21 protein-coding genes are annotated in these 19,451 nt (G+C 44.7%); 12 read left to right on the top strand and 9 right to left on the bottom strand.

Annotated features, from left to right (window positions below):
* The first annotated feature begins 111 nt into the window (after positions 1–111).
* From spaC to MKX71_RS05330, 6 genes are all read left to right on the top strand, one after another.
* Positions 112–1,203, top strand: coding sequence for a spore coat associated protein SpaC (spaC, locus tag MKX71_RS05355; protein WP_021479650.1), 1,092 nt, complete (start codon positions 112–114; stop codon positions 1,201–1,203).
* The gene (yheD, locus tag MKX71_RS05350; RefSeq protein ID WP_003245015.1) at positions 1,193–2,554 is read left to right on the top strand and encodes a spore coat associated protein YheD; all 1,362 of its coding nucleotides are present in this window, start codon (positions 1,193–1,195) and stop codon (positions 2,552–2,554) included. The genes spaC and yheD overlap by 11 nt, the downstream gene beginning before the upstream one ends.
* A 149-nt stretch (positions 2,555–2,703) precedes the next feature.
* Complete coding sequence (locus MKX71_RS05345; protein ID WP_010886462.1) at positions 2,704–2,922, top strand: YheE family protein; 219 nt, start codon at positions 2,704–2,706, stop codon at positions 2,920–2,922.
* 208 nt (positions 2,923–3,130) lie between these two features.
* Positions 3,131–3,334 carry a beta type acid-soluble spore protein SspB gene (sspB, locus tag MKX71_RS05340; RefSeq protein ID WP_003233287.1) on the top strand — a complete coding sequence of 68 codons (204 nt, stop codon included), beginning with the start codon at positions 3,131–3,133 and terminating at the stop codon, positions 3,332–3,334.
* 104 nt (positions 3,335–3,438) lie between these two features.
* Positions 3,439–3,564 carry a hypothetical protein gene (locus MKX71_RS05335; RefSeq protein WP_003245136.1) on the top strand — a complete coding sequence of 42 codons (126 nt, stop codon included), beginning with the start codon at positions 3,439–3,441 and terminating at the stop codon, positions 3,562–3,564.
* Positions 3,565–3,602: 38 nt separating this feature from the next.
* A complete protein-coding gene (locus tag MKX71_RS05330; RefSeq protein WP_161621456.1) occupies positions 3,603–4,223 on the top strand; it encodes an SDR family oxidoreductase in 621 nt (206 codons plus the stop codon).
* A gap of 49 nt (positions 4,224–4,272) precedes the next feature.
* On the opposite strand, the gene bmrD is transcribed toward MKX71_RS05330, so the two are convergent.
* The 3 genes from bmrD to MKX71_RS05315 form a co-directional block, all read right to left on the bottom strand.
* Complete coding sequence (bmrD, locus tag MKX71_RS05325; RefSeq protein WP_339231816.1) at positions 4,273–6,294, bottom strand: multidrug resistance ABC transporter ATP-binding protein/permease BmrD; 2,022 nt, start codon at positions 6,292–6,294, stop codon at positions 4,273–4,275.
* Positions 6,291–8,048, bottom strand: a complete 1,758-nt coding sequence (bmrC, locus tag MKX71_RS05320) for a multidrug ABC transporter ATP-binding protein BmrC (RefSeq protein ID WP_167408016.1) — start codon at positions 8,046–8,048, stop codon at positions 6,291–6,293. The genes bmrD and bmrC overlap by 4 nt, the downstream gene beginning before the upstream one ends.
* Before the next feature lie 119 nt (positions 8,049–8,167).
* Positions 8,168–8,329, bottom strand: coding sequence for a hypothetical protein (locus MKX71_RS05315; RefSeq protein ID WP_010886461.1), 162 nt, complete (start codon positions 8,327–8,329; stop codon positions 8,168–8,170).
* Positions 8,330–8,492: 163 nt separating this feature from the next.
* Between MKX71_RS05315 and MKX71_RS05310 the strand changes: the two genes are divergently transcribed.
* Positions 8,493–8,993 (top strand): universal stress protein, encoded by a 501-nt coding sequence (locus tag MKX71_RS05310; RefSeq protein ID WP_041851027.1) that lies wholly within the window; start codon positions 8,493–8,495, stop codon positions 8,991–8,993.
* A gap of 126 nt (positions 8,994–9,119) precedes the next feature.
* Positions 9,120–10,481, top strand: coding sequence for a Na+/H+ antiporter NhaC (nhaC, locus tag MKX71_RS05305; RefSeq protein ID WP_029317547.1), 1,362 nt, complete (start codon positions 9,120–9,122; stop codon positions 10,479–10,481).
* Positions 10,482–10,523: 42 nt separating this feature from the next.
* On the opposite strand, the gene dat is transcribed toward nhaC, so the two are convergent.
* Complete coding sequence (dat, locus tag MKX71_RS05300; protein ID WP_327846957.1) at positions 10,524–11,372, bottom strand: D-amino-acid transaminase; 849 nt, start codon at positions 11,370–11,372, stop codon at positions 10,524–10,526.
* A gap of 284 nt (positions 11,373–11,656) precedes the next feature.
* Between dat and MKX71_RS05295 the strand changes: the two genes are divergently transcribed.
* Positions 11,657–12,505 carry a polysaccharide deacetylase family protein gene (locus MKX71_RS05295; protein WP_032725295.1) on the top strand — a complete coding sequence of 283 codons (849 nt, stop codon included), beginning with the start codon at positions 11,657–11,659 and terminating at the stop codon, positions 12,503–12,505.
* Positions 12,506–12,528: 23 nt separating this feature from the next.
* Here MKX71_RS05295 and srtN read toward each other — a convergent pair whose 3' ends face one another.
* The 3 genes from srtN to MKX71_RS05280 form a co-directional block, all read right to left on the bottom strand.
* Entirely contained in the window at positions 12,529–13,272 is a 744-nt protein-coding gene (gene srtN, locus MKX71_RS05290; protein WP_101172526.1) for a sirtuin NAD-dependent deacetylase, read from the bottom strand.
* Positions 13,273–13,341: 69 nt separating this feature from the next.
* Entirely contained in the window at positions 13,342–14,457 is a 1,116-nt protein-coding gene (gene mscY / locus MKX71_RS05285; protein ID WP_015252461.1) for a small-conductance mechanosensitive channel protein MscY, read from the bottom strand.
* A 148-nt stretch (positions 14,458–14,605) separates the two neighbouring features.
* On the bottom strand, positions 14,606–14,713 hold the full coding sequence (locus MKX71_RS05280) for a YhdX family protein (protein WP_009966908.1): 108 nt from the start codon (positions 14,711–14,713) through the stop codon (positions 14,606–14,608).
* Between the two features lie 233 nt (positions 14,714–14,946).
* On the opposite strand from MKX71_RS05280, the gene MKX71_RS05275 reads away from it, so the two are divergent.
* The 3 genes from MKX71_RS05275 to crcB are packed head-to-tail and all read left to right on the top strand — an operon-like array spanning position 14,947 to position 16,413.
* On the top strand, positions 14,947–15,678 hold the full coding sequence (locus MKX71_RS05275) for a glycerophosphodiester phosphodiesterase family protein (RefSeq protein ID WP_101172527.1): 732 nt from the start codon (positions 14,947–14,949) through the stop codon (positions 15,676–15,678).
* Positions 15,665–16,060: a CrcB family protein gene (locus MKX71_RS05270; protein WP_029317545.1), complete on the top strand. Its 396-nt coding sequence runs from the start codon at positions 15,665–15,667 to the stop codon at positions 16,058–16,060. The genes MKX71_RS05275 and MKX71_RS05270 overlap by 14 nt, the downstream gene beginning before the upstream one ends.
* Entirely contained in the window at positions 16,057–16,413 is a 357-nt protein-coding gene (gene crcB, locus MKX71_RS05265) for a fluoride efflux transporter CrcB (RefSeq protein WP_015252464.1), read from the top strand. The genes MKX71_RS05270 and crcB overlap by 4 nt, the downstream gene beginning before the upstream one ends.
* A 13-nt stretch (positions 16,414–16,426) precedes the next feature.
* Here crcB and MKX71_RS05260 read toward each other — a convergent pair whose 3' ends face one another.
* Positions 16,427–17,812 (bottom strand): hemolysin family protein, encoded by a 1,386-nt coding sequence (locus MKX71_RS05260; RefSeq protein ID WP_339231814.1) that lies wholly within the window; start codon positions 17,810–17,812, stop codon positions 16,427–16,429.
* Positions 17,813–18,138: 326 nt separating this feature from the next.
* Positions 18,139–19,320, bottom strand: coding sequence for a pyridoxal phosphate-dependent aminotransferase (locus MKX71_RS05255; RefSeq protein WP_032721240.1), 1,182 nt, complete (start codon positions 19,318–19,320; stop codon positions 18,139–18,141).
* Positions 19,321–19,451 lie beyond the last annotated feature (131 nt).

Genomic DNA, 19,451 nt, shown 5'->3' with positions numbered 1-19,451 from the left:
GAATCGTATTCTGTAAAGTAGAATACCGTCAGCTGCGTTCGTCTTACATGTATTTAGTGTAAAGCTGCGGACACCCGCCGGCAGCTTTTGAATAAAAGGGGGAGTCTCACCATGATAACACTCGGTTTTATGTCCTTATCCCGCCAGCATGAAGCGGATTATTCCGCAGAACTGGCCAAAAGAGCACCCGAATTCGGCATACGTTTCATCCGGTTTACACCATTTGATATTTCACCTGACACTTTGCGTGTCAAAGCATCGGTCTATCATTCGGCCAGCAGCACATGGAACGAAACTGAAATGGCGATTCCAGATTATATTTATGATCGCTGTTTTTACGGCAAGGATTCACATTCCCAAAAAGCAAAACCAATCGTTGAGTGGCTCAAAAAATATCCGAAAACGGAATTTATCGGGCGGGGTCTTCCCGATAAGTGGACCGTCCTTCACGATTTGCAGCAGCACTCTGTAATCAATCCCTATATTCCCGAAACGATAAAGGTGAACCGCTACGAACAAATTCAATCCTTTTTATCCAAAGAAAAAGCCTGCATCCTTAAACCGGCATTCGGCGCGGGAGGCAGAGGCGTGATTCTTTTGAAGCTGGGCAAAAAAAACATCACAGCTACTTATCACATCGGAAAGGATAAGCAGACAAAAACGTTTTCCAACCAAACTTCTTTTAAAACATGGTGCAAAAAAGTGCTTCAGCATCAATATTTGCTTCAGCCTTACTTAAACATTCAAGATAAGGAACAATACCCTTGTGATATTCGTCTGTTTATGGAAAAAAACGAAGCAGGTGAATGGAATACAGTCGGAAAGGCAGTAAGACGCGGATACAAACACGGGCTGCTGGCCAATTTGTCAGGCGGATCTGATGCGCTGACATTTGACTCCTGGTTTGAAGATATACCGAAAAAACAGCAAGTGGTCTTACTAGATGATGTGTTTTCGATTACCCAATCGGTTCCGTATTATCTTGACGAGCGCTATGGGCCGTTGTTTGAACTCGGTCTTGATATATGTCTTGCTAAGGACGGGAGAATTTGGATTTTAGATATCAATTCCAAACCAGGCAGAAAGTCAATCCTGCGTGTCTCTCCCGAGCAAAAAGAACAGCTGTACACTTGTCCCCTAAAGCGCTGCCAATATCTGTTTTCTGAGCAAAGCCAGAAAGGAGTTCTTCCGCGTGAATCCTAAACGGTTTTTGATCGGCATAGACAAAACCAGTGAAAATACCCTGTTTCTGCCCTCTTCGCTGAAGCAAGACGGACTTTTGCATGCTGCATTCGGAACGAAGGTTGTCAGATGCCACGTTGCTTACAGACGGCATCTGGAACAAACCGTGCTTCTCTCTGAAAATCTGTTTCATGAGCTTTTGCTTCCCCACCGAAGCAGGGCAGATATACTGATTCATGATCATACAGTGCATATCGGGCCGTTAGTCGGCATCTTTACGGCAGGGTTTACTGTATCTCTTGAACGCCCATTTAAGGATCGTTCCCTCTTTTTTTCTAAGCTTGTCACGTTACACGAGCAAGCCGGGGGCTACTGCTTCGTTTTTGGCGCGCACCAAATCAATTGGGAGGAAGGCACGATTGAAGGCCTCCTTTACAGGGAAAACGGCTGGGAGAAAAAAATCGTTCCATTGCCGAACGTCGTTTATGACCGTTTGCCGAACCGAAAAATTGAAGATTCACTTCTCTTGCAACATACAAAAAAGAGGCTGATCGATGAATATCAGATCCCATGGTTTAATAAAACGTTTTTCAATAAATGGAACGTTCATCAATTGCTCGAAAAAGATCCAAGAACGGCACCCTTTTTGCCTAGATCCGAGCTGACACCGTCTGTGGAGCTGATTGATGAGCTCTGTGGCGCATACAAAAAAGTCTATATCAAACCGGCAAATGGAGCACTCGGCACCGGCATTTATCAGCTGACAAGAACAGATGGCGGCCTGACGGTAAAGCATACGAATGACGCCAAAACTTTTACATCAATTGATTATTCCGATGCCGCCTCATTCCTTGCAGAATTTCAAAAACATCACAACCCGTCCGACTTTCTCATTCAGCAAGGTGTTGATCTCATCGAATTTCAAGGCAAACCAGCGGATTTCCGTGTCCATACCAATAAAAACAGAAAAGGAAAATGGACAGTGACAGCAATCGCCGTAAAAATTTCCGGAAAGAACAGCATTACAACACATCTTTCTAACGGCGGCACTGTAAAGACACTTGCGGAAGTATACGATGATCCCGCTGAAAGAGTTGAGGTCATTAAAAAGCTTTCTGCAGCGGCACTGACTGCAAGCCATGTCCTTCATGATCATATCGAGGGATTTATCGGGGAGATTGGTTTCGATTTTGGCATTGATCAGAACGGTAAAGTATGGATGTTTGAAGCGAATTCGCGCCCGGGCCGAAGCATTTTTTCTCATCCAAATTTGCATCATGTTGATTCTCTTACAAAACGAAGAAGTTTTGAATACGCGTCATATTTATCTGAGAAGGCAATCACATCTCCTGAAGCATTGTGGCCTTCGTAACCTGTCCGCTTTTTTAATAAAGCGGGCTTATCTTTATCCAAAGCTGGGACAAACTGCATATTTAGGCCTCTTCAATGATGTTCTGAAACAATGATACAATGAACATAAGCCGTTTTTATTTAGGTCAATTGATACCAAATGTAAGGAGCGTGGCCGTAATGATTTCTCATTTCAGCTGGAAACCTTTGTTCCCAAAAGAAAAGCTGCCCGGATGGAAAATTTCATTTTATTATAAAGGGACCCATTATGAAGGCATCTATCATAAGAGCGGTGAGATTGAATGGGGAGACTTGTTTCCCGCCCGCGCTGACGAGCCTGCTCTTACAAACGAGATACATGAACTGATGCTTTTTCATATTTATGACTAGCTTAGCCTAAACGGCTAAGCTTTTTTTCTTTCTCAAGATTTACCACACAATTCTCCGCATGAGTTTCCGGCAATTTTAACATAATACGTAGTAACAAGCCGGCAAAGCATTGGGTTACGCCGAGGCGGCAGTGACACCCGAGAAGGGTTCACAGATTGGTGCAACTCCAGTTAACCCAACCATACTAAATAAAAAGGAGATTTTACACATGGCTAACCAAAACTCATCAAATGACTTACTAGTTCCTGGCGCAGCTCAGGCTATCGATCAAATGAAACTTGAAATCGCTTCTGAATTCGGCGTTAACCTTGGAGCGGACACAACTTCTCGCGCTAACGGTTCTGTCGGAGGAGAAATCACAAAACGTTTAGTATCTTTCGCTCAGCAGCAAATGGGCGGCAGAGTTCAATAACAATTCAATATATGGCTATAGAGGGCGCGGTTTCCGCGCTCTCTTTATTTTGTCACCCTTTTTTCCTGCTCCACATATCCTAGAAAAAAAGGGAGGGAATCGGGGTGTCATTCATCACCATTGTGAATTGGGAGCTGGTTCAATTCGTAAGTGTATCCATGATTCATGAATATGTTTCCCATCGTTCTGTTTATTTGTACAGGTATTCTTTCCCGCGCTGTTCAAACTGAGAACATCCTTTTATAATAAAAGGCGAGGAGGTTTTTTGATGAAAATCGCTTTATTAGGAGCCAGCGGCCGCGTCGGACAAGCCTTTTTAACACAAGCTGCAGCAGATGAAAGATTTGATATTTTCGCTCTGATCAGATCTCAACATGCTGATCTTCCCCTTTCAAAAGACAGAACCGTCATGGGGAACGCCCGCCGCTTAGATGATGTGAAAAAAATAATGGAGAATGCTGAAATCGTGATCAGCTGTCTAGGCACAGATGGTGATGATACCTTGTCAACTGCTATGGCACACATTCTCTCCGCTATGGAGGAACAGCATATCAAACGGCTTATTACGATCGGCACCGCAGGGATCCTAGATTCTCGATATGAACCGGGAAAATACCGGTTTGAAACAAATGAATCGAAACGAAAGCAGACCCGCGCAGCCAAGGAGCATGCAAAAGTATACGAAATGCTTAAACAATCATCATTAGACTGGACAATCATCTGCCCCACTTACCTCCCGGACGGAACAGCAACCGGCGTTTATCGTACGGAGCGTAACGTTTTGCCTGAGGGCGGCACAAGCATTTCGGTCGGCGATACTGCGGACTTTTTATATCGTGAGCTTGTTACAGGTAAGTATGTCGGATACCGTGTCGGACTGGCTTATTGACTACATAAACCAAAAACCCAAAACACGATTGTTTTGGGTTTTTTGAGCGTTATGCAATGGAATGTTTCTGTCCCTTTTGCAGTTCATACATTTGATAATATTGGCCTTCTAATGCCATCAGTTCCTCGTGGTTCCCTCTCTCAACAATTTCTCCTTTATCAAGAACCAAAATCTGATCAGCATTTCTGATTGTTGAAAGCCGGTGAGCGATGACGAAGGTGGTGCGTCCTTGTTTGACGACATCAAGCGCCTTCTGGATCACGGCCTCTGTCTCTGTATCAATATGCGCCGTTGCCTCATCTAAAATCAAGATCGCGGGATCAAACGCCAAAGCTCTAGCGAAAGAAATTAACTGCCGCTCTCCAGAGGATAGCGTGCTGCCTTTTTCAATCACGGGCTCATTAATGCCCTTCGGAAGCTTCTTAAGAAGAGGCTCAGCACCGACTTGCCGCAGTGCATTTTTTATTTCTTCTTCAGTCATTCTTTCGTCATCCAGACTTACGTTAGATCCGATTGTACCCGAGAATAAGTACGGGTCCTGAAGCACAATACCCATATGGGATCTGAGTTCCTGTCTTGACATGTTGTAAATGCTTTTTCCATCAATTAAGACATCACCTTTTTGCGCATCATAAAAACGAAACAGAAGATTCAAAATCGAGCTTTTTCCTGATCCGGTATGGCCGACGAGCGCTACGGTTTCGCCTTTTTGCGCAGTAAAGGAAATATGCTTTAATACCTCTTCACCTTCTTGATACGCAAATGACACATCACGAAATTCAACCCGCCCCAGCGCGCGCTCCTTCGCCGGTTCACCCGCTTCTTCCGTATTCTTTTCTTCAAGCAGTTCAAAAACACGCCCGGCGGAGACCCTTGCAAGCTCCAGCTTTGAAAACTGATTGACGATGCCTGTGATCGGCTGAAATAACCGGTTCAAATAATCGACAAACGCGTACAGTACACCGATAGAAACAATCCCGGCCGCATTCAGGCTCGCACCGCCAAAATGCCAGATCAGACAGACGAACGCAAGATTGCGGATGACATTGACCAAATTATGGGACATTAAGGAGTTTAAATTCAGCATTCTGTTTTGGAAATAAAAATGTGATTCATTTAATTCCTCAAATTCTCTCATTGTTTCCTTTTGATGGCGGAAAGCCTGAATAATGGTCATGCCTTGAATTGACTCATTCATTTTTGCATTAATGTCACTGTTGATCGAGCGGATTTTTTGGTTGTAATATGACGCATATCTCCGGTATATGACTGACCACAGCCAGATAATCGGCACAATTGCCAGACATACAAACGCAAGCTTCACATCAAGCAGAAACAAAGCCGTGAATATCCCGAACATATAGATTCCGCTTGTCACAAATGTTGAAAGCACTGTGACATATAAATCCCTGATAGCCTCCGTATCATTGGTAATCCGCGCAACGACTTTTCCGGCCGGAAGGTTGTCAAAATAGCGAATCGGCATTTTCTGTATGTGCGAAAACACGTCCTGCCTCATCTTTTGGATTATCCGATTGGCGCTCATCTGCAGCAGATAATGCTGTCCGTATTGAAAGAATACCGAAAACACAAGCAAGCCCCCATACAGGCAGATCAGAAACACCATTCCCTTTATTTCCAGCTGATAGAACTGGAAAAGTTCCTGCTTAGTCAGCTTTTCGGCAGCATATGCCCGGCTCTTGTCTCCGTTTGTGATCGTCAGCTTCCCGTCAGAAACCGTTCTATTCCCGTCGAAGCTGACAGCCTGATCAACAAAATAGAACGCCATTCCCACTTGATAAATATGCGCTTCTTTTGCTTTTGAAACAGGCTCCTGCAACCGGTCCTCTCTGACATATGAGACGCCGTGAAACTGAACGGCATTTTTATCTTTTTCCGCAGCTTCATACCATGTTTTCTCAATGCCGAGGATATGGTCGTCTATCATTTTTTTGCCAATAAAGGGCCCAGTCAGTTCTGCACCGACGGCGACAGTTAGCAAAAGGACGGCTGTGATCAGCAATTTTCGATAAAGAAGTGCGTATCTCCATAACGTTTTTCCTATTTTCATGCCCCTGCTCCCCCTTCTTCCGCAGTGAACAGCTGCTGTCTTTCATATTGTTCCCGGTACCACCCATTATTGGCCAGCAGTTCTTGATGCGTGCCTCTCTCAGCAATGACGCCGCCGTCCATCACAAGGATCAGGTCAGCGTGCTCTACCGCGGATAATCGGTGTGTCAAAATAAATGTCGTTTTTCCTTTGCGGTTTTCTCTGATGTTCTTGATAATTGCAGCCTCTGTTTTGGCATCTACAGCGGAAAGTGAATCATCCAGAATCAAGATTTCCGGATTCGCCATGAGTGCTCTCGCAATCGAAATTCTTTGTTTCTGCCCGCCTGACAGTGCCACGCCTTTTTCACCGACCATTGTCTCCAGACCGGACGGAAGCATGTGCAAATCTTTTTCAAAATGTGCTTCGGCAATGGCTTGCTGAACCTCTTTATCAGTTGCATCCTGTTTTCCGTATAAAATATTTTCTTTTACAGTCCGTGAAAACAGTAAATGATCCTGCGGCACATATCCGATCCATCCGCGGAGCTGGTCAAGAGGGATTTGCTGAATCGGTACGCCTGAAAATGTAATGCTCCCTTCACCTGGAGGATACTGGCGCAAAAGCTGCTTAATAATTGTCGTTTTTCCGCTCCCGGTTTTACCGGCAATCCCGACAGTCTGCCCTTTTCGCACCGTAAATGAAATATCCTGAAGATTGTCACTTGTTGAGCTTGGATATGTAAAGCTGACATGACTGAAAACGATATCTCCAGGCTCTTTAAGATCAGCGGGCTGTTTTGGATCTGTCACATCCGTTTCATAAGAAAGAGTTTCATTTACCCGGTCTAATGACGCATTGCCGCGCTGCATCACGTTAATGAGTTCACCGATTGCAAACATCGGCCAAATCATCATGCCGAGATAAACGTTAAAGGACACTAACTCTCCAAGCGTCAGCTCGTTCCGGAATACAAGAAACGCTCCGTAGCCGAGCCCAATCAGATAGCTTGCGCCGACAAGCAGTTTCACCGTCGGCTCAAACAGTGAATCAATAAAAGCCACTTTCATATTTTTCTGATAAACATCAGCGGTCATTTCATTAAACCGGCGAACATCGTTTGTTTCCTGAACATACGCGCGAATCACCCGCACGCCTGAAACAGATTCCAGCACTCTGTCATTCAGCGCCCCGAACGCGTTTTGGGCCTCAGTAAACCGCTCATGAATTTTACTTCCATATAGACTGATTGCAATCGCCATGACTGGAAGCGGGATAATGGCGGCGAAGGTCAGCTTCCAGCTGATCAAAAACCCCATCGTCAAAAAGATCGTCATCATAAACATCGTAGAATCGACTAACGTCAAGATGCCAAACCCTGTCGTTAAACTGACGGCCTGAAGATCATTTGTCCCTCGTGCCATTAAATCGCCTGTCCGGTTTTTTTCATAAAACGGCGGCGACATAGTCAGCAAATGCCCCATCAGCTTCGTACGAAGAATTTTCTCCATCAGATTCGCTCCGCCAAACAGCTGATGCATCCAAAAATAAGACATGATATACACGGCCGCCGTCAGCACAAAAAAGATACCGATATAAAACAGCAGCCCTTCCGCAGTAAATGCCCCTGTTTTCATATCATCTATGGCGTTCCCCAAGAGCTTAGGCGGAAACATTTCAATGACATTGACTGCTAATAAAAGGACAATCGCAATCGTATAGCGCAGCCAGTACGCCTTAAAAAACCAGCCAAGCTTTTTCAAAACTGAAAACATCTATCCCCATCTCCTCATCAGCCGCCTTCTATTTTTTCCTTGCAGCTTTTTTCATCCAGTTTGGCACGAACTGCCCTCGCCTCTGTATTTGTCTTCACATCCCATACACCTGTCTTTCCTTAGATTTTGTATATAAAAAAGGCATGAAGCGTCAGCTCCATGCCTTTTTTAACCGATATGTTACGCACAGCGCTTTTCAGCGCGCGGTCCGACCTAAAAAACCGTTCACGAAAACAGAACAAAAGGTTTGCCGCGCCAATATGAAACTGTTTGATAAACACGCAAATTCCTTGGCATAGCAAACCCTCCTTCCATTCTGATTTCATCTTTTTATCATCATATAAACAAAACCTTTTATTGTCAATCATTACTTGAATAGGAAAAGGTTAATTGTGCTCAAATCCGGGTAGTAGTGTTGTAAGACGCTTTGAAAGGGTGAGAAGGATGTTCCATGCTGACCGTATCATCGTTGCGTTTGACGGAAGTGAAAATAGTAAGAAAGCGCTTCAGACAGCCATTGATCTTGCTAAAACCGTAAATGCCGCTATTACCGTCGCCCATTCACATGATATGAAAGACAATCAGACCGTCATCGACCCGCCCAGACCCGCAGCTGAGGCAAGCTATATCAGCGGAGGCATGACAAGTGTTCCTGATCCGCTGATATCAGATGTAACATCACCTGAGCCAATGATCTATGAAGACCGTACAGAAGAAGTCATCGCCGAAGCCAGAATGATGCTGAATGAACAGCAGGCAGATGGAGATATCGATATATTAGAAGGCGATCCGGCTGAATCAATTATCGAGCATGCAAACCGCATTTCTGCCGATCTGATCGTAACCGGAAGCAGAGACCAAAACAGGCTGAAAAAGCTAATATTCGGAAGTGTAAGTGAAAAGCTTTCAGCGAAATCGGATATACCCGTCCTGATTGTAAAGTGAGCACGCCCTGTGCTCACTTCTTTTATATTCATAATTGTGAAAAAACATAGATTTTCGTTTTTTTCTGTTATAATGCTTTCGTGCCCAAAAGCACAAAAGCATTAAAGATAAATATGGGGTGTTATTTTGGATTCTCAAAAAAAGCTGACGTTTCCGTTAGCCGTCGGTTTATTTATATTCATGTTATGCATTATTATTTCTTGCTTATTCTTGCTTCATGTAGAACCTCATATCCCGCTGTTTTTAAGTGTTGTCATGCTTTCAGCAGCAGCTTTATGGTTTGGATTTCCCTGGAAGAGCATTGAAAAAGGGATTGTAGACGGGATCAAAAACGGCGTACAGCCGATTATCGTTCTAGCGCTGATCGGCATCTTAATCGGCGCCTGGATGTACAGTGGCGCCATACCGACTGTGACAGTTTATGCCCTATCCTTTATTGAACCAAGCCATCTTCTGTTGACTGCTTTGTTTTCATGTATGATCATCAGCACACTTGTTGGCTCAAGTCTGACAACTGTAAGCACAATCGGAGTAGCGCTGATCGGCGTGGCGAGCGCGGCTGGCGTTCCGCTTGAATGGACAGCAGGCGCAGTCATATGCGGCGCTTGTTTTGGGGATAAAATGTCGCCGATGTCGGACACAACCAACTTTGCAGCCGGAATAGGCGAAATACCAATCTTTGAACACATTCGCCATATGATGGGCACAACCATTCCAGCTTTGCTCATCACTGTCGTTCTGTTTTACTTTCTCGGTTCATCAGTGTCAGCGGACGCTGCTTCAACCGATAATATTCAGCAGGTCATAACCGGAATAAAAGATGCTGCAAACGTGACACCGTGGGCCCTTCTTTCTCCGCTCTTAGTCGTTTTGCTGGCAATGAAACGGGTATCAGTAATCCCCGTTCTGACTGCCGGAATTATTTCCTCGGGAATTTTGACTGCTATTTTTGTACCCGACAGCAGCCTGCAGGCGTTTATGACAGCTTTACAAAATGGCACAACTTTCGAAACTGACAATGAGGCAGCCGCTAAAATTATTAACAGAGGCGGACTGCAATCCATGATGGGCTCTGTCTCTCTCATTATGATTGCTTTTGCACTCGGCGGATTGATGGAGAAAATCGGATTGATTTCTGCACTATTGGAAGGCGTCATGAAAGGCATCCGCTCAAAAGGCCGTCTTGTTGCAGCAACTGTCTGCTCAAGCATCGGCGTCAACTTGGCAACGGGCGAACAGTATTTATCGATATTAATACCGGGACAATCATTTAAATCTTTATATGACAAACGAAACATCCAGCGAAAATTTCTGACAAGATCATTAGAGGACGGCGGAACATTAATTAACCCATTGATTCCTTGGGGCGTCAGCGGCGCATTTATGGCGAGCGCACTTGGTGTTCCAGTCATAGACTACATCCCATTTACGTTCTTCCTCTATATATCGCCAATGATCTCCATTTTGATTGGATTTGTTAAAAAATAAAAAGAGCTCCGCTGTATAAAGCGGGCTCTTTTCTTTGTTCATTTATGAAATGCTAGCAGCCTGTTGAATGCTTTCTTGAAAAGCAGCCTGAAGCTGTTTGGTCACCGGTCCGGGTTTCCCGCTTCCGACCGATTGTCCATCGAGCGTCACAACCGGAATAATTTCTGCCGTCGTTGACGAAATAAAGATCTCTTCCGCCTGTTTCAACTCTTCTTCACTGACAGGAGTCTCATCCAGTTTGATCCCATTCTTCTCAATCAGTCCTAAAATATTCATCCGTGTAATTCCATTGAGAATGAGCCGGTTAACCGGATGTGTTCGCACCGTGCCGTTGATAACGGCATAAACGTTAGAGGATGTACCCTCCGTAACAACGCCGTCCCTAAGTAAAATGGCTTCAAATGCTCCCGCTTCATAGGCCCTTTGCTTCGTCATGACATTATACAGTAAATTCAGACTTTTGATATCACATCTTAACCAGCGAAGATCTTCATCTGTAATGGCCGCCACTCCGTATGCCTGCTCTTGCTCCGGTTTTTTCACCGTAAACGTATAAGCAGTAGTCTGCGGCTCGAGGCCGGCTTCATACTGGTGTTTTCGCGGGGCCACACCTCTTGTTGTCTGAATGTATACCGCTCCCTCACTGACCGCATTTTCCTGTACAAGCTTTTGCAGGTCCCACTCGAGATCTTCTATACTGAATGGCAGTGAAATTCCGATTTCAGCAGCACTTCTGAAAAAACGCTCTGCATGCTCACGTAAGCCGAACAATACTCCTTTGTATACCCTGATCACTTCATAGATGCCGTCACCAAACTGATAACCGCGATCTTCCAAATCGATTGATGCTTCACTGCGCCCAATCAGCCGGCCATTGACTAAAACCTTCATAAAAGCCCTCCCTTTTCGAGATGTCCCTGATGTCATTCAAGCTGTCATTGTCACTAATTCTACCATATTGGACAAGCTGAAAAACAGAAAGATCAAGAGATCTATAGCGGAAAGGAGTTTATTTTTTCCTTAAAATCTGACATTTCGACAAATTTTCTATGTGCTTTCCAGTTTTATTCCTGTATACTTGACTGGTAATACATAGGTTGTAAACATAAGGCATCTTCATAAGCTGCCTGCTGTACAGCATTATGTAGAGATTTTATGCCAATGGAGAGATTGTTATGCGACAAACGAGAGGAGAGGCTTCTCCTTCTGCAGTTTCGCTTGCTTTTAAATTTGCAAGTTTAGCAGTTTTATGTGTGCTGCTTTTGCTTATGGTGATTTTGGGTTATTCTAACAGTTCAACGAAAGCAAAGGAAGTCACTGTCACAACTAACGGACAGCTTCGAGATGAGAAGGAAAGCCTTAAGCTGAAAAACGACTCCCCCGATCTGCTGATAAAACATCTGCAGACAAAGCAGGACATGGGAGATAAAACGGTTTACTTAACCTTCGATGACGGCCCGTCAGCCTTTACAAACCGCTTGCTCGATGTGCTGAAAAGCGCTGATGTAAAAGCAACGTTTTTTATGCTGTCACCGCGGATGAACGAATTCAAACAAGCTGTGAAAAGAGCAGAAAAGGAAGGCCACGCACTCGGTTTACATGGCGTTACCCACAATAACAGATTGTTCTATCAAACACCGACATCTCCGCTAAAAGAAATGCAGGAGGCGCGTGACACGCTGCAGGACATTACAGGATATAAAACCGCTCTTGTCAGAACGCCATACGGAAGCAAGCCGTCACTAACCCCCTCACAAATCCGCAATCTTGAGAAAGACGGTTTTGTATACTGGGATTGGACGATTGACAGCATGGACTGGAAATACCGAAATTCAAAGTATGTGACGGCCGTGTTAGAGCAGCTTGAAAATATGGAACACAGCTCTTCAGGCCGCCCGAATGTGATTCTCATGCATGATCTTCCCGCTACCGTAAACGCGCTGCCGGTACTAATCAATAAATTAAAAGAAAAAGGCTATTCCTTCGGAGTGTTAGAGGACACAATGGTTCCTGTTCATGAATAAAAAAGTGAGGCGCATAAGGCGGCTCACTTTTTTATGCCCAAACTTCGGGCAAACTCACCGATTTTTTGATGGATGACCATGTCAAACAAGCTGTCGCAATACGTTGGTTCAAGGTTTATGATGACTTTCTTCATGCCGGGAATCAGACTTGCATCCTCAGGCACAAATCTAGCCGGAGCCACTTCGAGAGACGTGCCGATAACCAATAAAAGATCTGCTTGATCCAGCTTTTCATAAAGGGTGTCAAAGTGCATGACGGCGTCGCCAAAGAGAACAACATCGGTTTTTAATACCGTTCCGCAAATGTCCCCATTGTTTCCGGCCGCCGTGCACTCCGGCACCTCCCGCTCCAGCAAATGGGGAAGATCATATCGGGCGCCGCATGCCGGACAAGCTGCTGTCTGGATAGAACCATGCAGTTCGTATACATACCTGCTCCCCGCTTTTTTATGAAGACCGTCAATGTTTTGCGTGAAAATATCGACCTGCTTCCCTTGCTTCTCCAGCTCAGCTAAAAGCAAGTGTCCTTCATTCGGTTCAAAGCTGCCGCTCATTTTCATCTGGAACAATTCTTTGAATTTGGGCCAAAACAGACGCGGATGACTTAAAAAATAATCAAGGCTCATCGCTTCCATTCTTGAGGCATCTTCCGTCCAAATGCCCCCTGCTGAACGAAAGTCGGGAATCCCTGATTCTGTGCTCATTCCCGCTCCTGTCAGCACAACAATTCTCTGTGCTTCATGTAGAATATTTTTGAATGCTTCCAACTCAACACCGCCTTTTTCTCTTATTTTACCATGAAAAAGACTCCGCCTCTGTCAGACGAAGTCTCTCTTTTAAGCCCGTTCCTTTTCCTCTTTATTTAGATTCACCTGGAATGGGTCGCTTTCGTGCTTTTGCTTGACAACAACCATTTGGCCGGGATATGCAAACTGGACACCTTCTGCACCTAAAATCTCAATAATTTTATAGTTGATATCCTCTCTAATATTAAGGTTTTCAGCCCAAACTGTCGTTTTTGTATAGAAGTTAAAAAATAAATTGTAGTAGCTGTCGGCAAACGTATCAAAGTTGACCATGATTGTTTCATTATCAACGCCCTCATGCTCTAAGAGCATTGTTCTGAGAGAATGAATGGAGCGTTCAAGGTTCTCAATCGGCGTAGCGTAGGACACATGGATGGAAAACGTAATCTGGCGTTTGGTCATTCTTGTCCAGTTCGTGATCGCTTCCATCGACAGCGTAGAGTTCGGCACCGTTACAAGCGCCCCCTGTGCTGTTCTGAATCTCGTGCTCCTAAAGGTAATATCCTCGACTGATCCTGTTACTGTCGACGTCTCCACCCAGTCACCAATTGTAAACGGCTTTTCAGTAATAATAATAATACCGCCGAAGAAGTTGCTGATGGTATCCTTCGCGGCAAGCGCAAAAGCCAGTCCGCCAAGACCAAGGCCCGCTACAAATCCGTTGACATCATAATTGAATTCCTGAGCGATCACACTGACACTGAGCGCAATGATCACAAAACGGAGCAATTTGGATAAAAACGGGGCCAGAATGTCATCCATGTCAAGCTCGAAGCGCTGGTTCACCTTATGGAAGATAAACGACGATGTTGCGGTCAAATTACAAAGACCCCAACACAAGAGCGCCACAATCAGTGAGCGGTATATTTTGCTGATGACCGGCATTTGCTCATCTAAAAACGGTGAATACCGGATCGCTAAAAACAGCCCAAGGGCAACAAAAAACCATCTGGCCGGCTTATCAAACGCCAGAACCACCTGTTTAAAAATTTCTGTTTTCGGCCGGTTTGTCAAATTAAAAAGCAGGTTAAAAAAATATCTTGTGAATAATTTTCTAAGTATAAGAAACACCAGCAAAATCGCCAAGCTGATGCCGATTTGTATGATGTTATCAAGCGTAAAATACTGCTGCAGATAATCCGGCATGACTGTCTCCCCTCTATCCCAATCAATTGTTTATTATACTAAAATATTCGTAAGGATGTTCATTTAAATGTCTTATGCAGCACAAAACCCCGGCTAAACGCCGGGGTCATTTCTCAATTCATCTATCAGCCAGATTCAATAGGGACAGTCACTTACCTTTTTTCGTTTGTGTCTGATCAAGGAGAGTTGCTTTTTGCATTTCAGCATCCGTTTCGGCTTTAATTCTTTCCTCCACTCTGATTCTCCCTTTTCCCATGATCTCGCCTCCTTTTTTGCTATTATAAAGGATCATATTTTGTTGTGAACATGTCGAAAGACCTAATTTTCTGACGAAATGTGTTCTGATACGCTGAGTGTCTTTTTTTAGTTATACGCATTCCTCAGCCCGGACCATTCCGATATGGCAGAAAAAATTCACCAGTTTGTATCGCGGTGCATATATGGATTTGATACAATAACAGAAATGCCCATACGAGGAGCTGACTTAGCTTGTACATCATTGCCCATCGCGGAGCATCCGGCTACGCTCCGGAAAATACGATTGCCGCATTTGACCTTGCGGTGAAAATGAATGCAGATATGATCGAACTGGATGTCCAGCTTACAAAAGACAGGCAGATTGTTGTGATACACGATGACAGGGTTGACCGAACAACAAACGGATCGGGCTTTGTTAAGGATTTTACCTTGGAGGAATTGCAAAAACTCGATGCAGGAAGCTGGTACGGTCCCGCTTTTCAAGGAGAGCGTATTCCAACCCTGGAAGCGGTGCTCAAGCGCTACCACAAAAAAATCGGCCTTTTAATTGAACTAAAAGGCCATCCGTCTCAAGTCGGAATTGAAGAAGAGGTGGGACAGCTATTAGGGCAATTTTCTTTTTCTATCAATAATATTGTTCAATCCTTTCAGTTCCGCTCCGTCCAAAGGTTCCGCGAGCTTTATCCTTCGATTCCGACAGCGGTCATTACAAGGCCCAACTTTGGCATGCTGTCCAGAAATCAGATGAAGGCCTTCCGCTCTTTTGCAAACTATGTCAATATAAAACACACACGGCTTAACCGTCTGATGATCGGCTCCATCCATAAAAATGGCTTAAACATATTTGCATGGACTGTCAACAATCAAAAGACAGCGGCAAAATTACAAGCCATGGGCGTGGACGGCATCGTTACAGATTACCCGGATTTCATCATAAAGGATGGCAAACATGAAAATATATAGCGCGGTTTTTATCGGAGGCGCGCTTGGCGCCTGCCTCCGATACGGATTAAACTTATGGATACACACCGGTCAGTTCCCGGCGGCAACCTGGCTGGAAAATGCGGCAGGCAGCCTTCTATTAGGCATTTTGACCGGATTTTTTCTGATCGGGGCAAAACGGCCTCTGCTGTCGGCTTTTTTAGGCACCGGCTTTTGCGGAGGCTTCACAACAATGTCCACGTTTTCTAAGGAAACAGTGATGCTTTTGCAAGGACAACCCTCATTGGCTCTTTTATATGTGGCAGCCTCATTGATATCAGGGATCATATTTGCACTGATTGGTGTTTTTGCGGGACGGCGCATAGCAGGCATTCAGCAAAGAAAGGGGCTGCAGGAAAGATGACACTAGCGGGTATTTTCATAGGGGGCGGACTTGGCGCAATGCTTCGCTTCTGGCTTGGCAATGTCATAACCGCCAAAACCAAAGGTCTCAGCCTGCCCATTGGCATACTGACAGTCAATATTCTCGGAGCTCTCGGGCTCGGAATATTTACAGGACTTCACGTTGCAAATGCTTCGGTCTCGCTTATCATCGGCACGGGGTTTTTTGGCGCCTTTACGACCTTTTCCACCTTCAGCGTTGAAACTATTCAACTCCTTATGGCCAAACGTGTAATAGAAAGCATCTTGTACATCGCCCTGACACTTTGCGGATCGCTTTTGGCATTTTGGTGCGGCTGGACAATCACAATGTAAAAAAACCTTGAGCTTATTTCTCGCTCAAGGTTGCACTGTTCAGCATCACAGGATCGGGCAGCGGCAGCTTGTGGTGCGCCGTAATCCCGGTTGTGTTGCCGGCTTCTTCTTTTATATCGATTTGCTTGATTAATCGGCCGTCCATCTTCAGCACCTTTATCGAATATGAACCGATGCGAATGGATTCACCAGCCTCAATATCGATGTTTTCTTTTAATATTAGCCCGCCGATCGTATCGACGTCTTCTTGAATCGATGCGCCAAGAAGGCTGTTCACCTGATCGATCCGAACCTTTCCATCCATCACATAATGGCCGTCGCCAAGCTTTTGGATCAGCGGCTGTTCATCTTCATCAAATTCATCTCTGATCTCTCCGACAATTTCCTCAAGAATATCCTCTGTCGTCACAAGTCCCGAGGTTCCTCCGTATTCATCCGACAATATTGCCATATGAATGCGCTCGCGCTGCATTTTAATCAGCAAATCATGAACCGGGATCGTTTCAATCACTTCGATGACCGGCCTCACATACGGATGGATCGTCATCTTCATTCGTTCTTCTTCTGTCATAAACAGCAAATCAGAAAACAAATGCTTCGTATTGACCAAACCGATCACACTGTCTTTGTCTCCATCTGTGACTGGCCAGCGCGTGTATTTTTCCTTCAGCATGACTTCAAGCATCTCGGCCATCGTCATCTCAGTTGACACAGCAGCCATTTCCTTCCGCGGTATCATAATTTCTTTGGCGATCCGATTATCAAATTCAAAAATCTTATTCACATATTTATATTCAGACGGATTAATCTCTCCGTTTTTTAAACTCTCAGATAACAGCATCCTGAGTTCTTCCTCAGAATGGGAACCATCATGTTCTGACGCAGGCTTCAAACCGAACATCCCGCATAAAAGCCGCGCCGATCCATTGAGGATCCAAATAAACGGAAACAGGAGCAAATAGAATAAACGCAAAGGGCCCGCTATCAGTAAAGTCAGCTGTTCTGCCTTTTGAATCGCGACCGTTTTCGGGGCAAGTTCACCTACAACAACGTGCAGGAACGTGATCAAGCCGTACGCGACTGCAAAAGAGGCTGCATGTGAAACCGAGTCTGGCAAGCCGAGCGGTTCAAACAGTGGATCCAGCAGCCGTTCAAAGGCCGGTTCACCCAGTACGCCAAGTCCAATTGATGTCAATGTAATGCCCAGCTGGGATGCGGATAAATATTCATCCAAATCTGTAATGACACGCCTTGCGAGTATCGCCCGTTTGTTTCCTTCTGTGATAAGCTGATCAATTCTGGATCTCCTTACTCTAACAATCGCAAACTCGCTTGCAACGAAAAACGCGGTTAAAGCAATGAGCACGCCAATTAAAATCAGACTGTCAATATCGTCCATTTAACCCTATCCTCTCAACAAAGGATAAGGAGTCACCTCCTGATATAATCATTTTTCCTTAACATTGAGGTACGCGGTGTATTGTTGCCTAAGCAGAGGGCCCCATCATACCACCTCCAAAAGTCAAAGTTTGATTATAAATTGTATATTTTATTGTAACACAACTCATTCCAAAAATGATTTTTAATTTTTAGACTTTTATCATGAAGAAAGCCTTAACTGCATGCCTGCTTGTCAATTCTGCGCCTGTCTGGATTGGAAGAGGAAGGATTTTGCGGATATAAAAAGAAAACAGCCTTGAGAACTGTTTTCTTTTCTTTGCCTACTTAAGCAAAATCTTTATATAAAGAAATGAAAATGTCCCGTGAGTTTTTAATCTGCTCGATCGGCACACTGAAGGATAATCGGAAATGCCCGCTCATTCCAAAACCGCTGCTCGGCACAATTAATAATTTGTATTTTTGGGCGGCATGCACGCAAAATGCAACTTCATCTTCAATCGGCGATTTCGGAAAAACAAAGAAACCTCCCTTTGGCATTTCAAATTCAAAACCGGCTTCTTTTAAAATGTCTACCATTAAATCCCGGCGCTCTTTATAAGCGCTCGCGTCTACTCTTAAATCATCCATTCGTGCCACAGCCCGCTGCATCATGACAGGGGCATTCACAAATCCAAGCGTTCGATTACAATACACAAAAGCGTTGATCAAAAGGTCCGCATCCGGCATTCGGCTGTCCAATCCGATATATCCGAGCCGCTCCCCGGCTATGCCGAGATCTTTACTGAATGAGCTGGCCAATATCACACGATGGTACGATTGAAACGGATTTGCCAGCTCTTCATCATAGATTAATTGACTGTACGGTTCATCAAACAGCACATAAATCCTCTGGCCGCTCTTCTCTTCTATTTCTTTTAATAAAGCGCCTAAATCGTCTATATTTTTCTGGCTGAGAACCGTGCCTGTGGGGTTATGCGGTGTATTGAGGATCAGCCCTTTCGTCTGTGGAGTGATCGATTGCCTTACCGCATCAATGTCGATCTCAAACCGGCCTGTCAACGGGCAGCTGACGGCCTTTCCCCCGTAGTTCTCAATATACAACTTATATTCAGCAAAATAAGGTGCGAGAATAATGACCTCTTCCCCAGGGTTTACGATGCTTTTTAACGCAACATTCAAAGCGCCTCCCGCGCCCACCGTCATGACGATACGCTCCGCTGAGAAATCAGCTTCAAAACGCGACCCCAGAAATTGCGCGACTTTTTCTCTCGCTGCAGGAAGCCCTTGGTTTTGTATGTATCCGTGGCTGCCTTTTTCAGCTTCCTCTATTAACGCTCTCTTAAAAGCTTCAGGCGGTTCAACAATCGGGTTGCCGAGTGAAAAATCAAATACCTGGTCTTCCCCGAACTCCTTCTTCAGCCTTGCACCTTCATCAAACAGCTTGCGAATCCATGATCCTTTATTTAAGTTTTCTTCAACTTCCCGGGATAACCCAGCCAATTTCATCTGTCCCTTCCGCATATAAAAAATTTGAAAATTCTATCTTCCTATGTTACTTCAATCAGATGATGAATTCCACAACTTCCAATTCCGGTCTGAAAAAAACAATAAACTTGTGCAAGACACCGTTCATATAT

It is taken from the genome of Bacillus sp. FSL M8-0071, assembly GCF_037975455.1.
Taxonomy (GTDB): domain Bacteria; phylum Bacillota; class Bacilli; order Bacillales; family Bacillaceae; genus Bacillus; species Bacillus subtilis.
The sequence above is the reverse complement of the archived record's forward strand: the minus strand, read 5'-3'. Positions and strand labels throughout refer to the sequence as shown.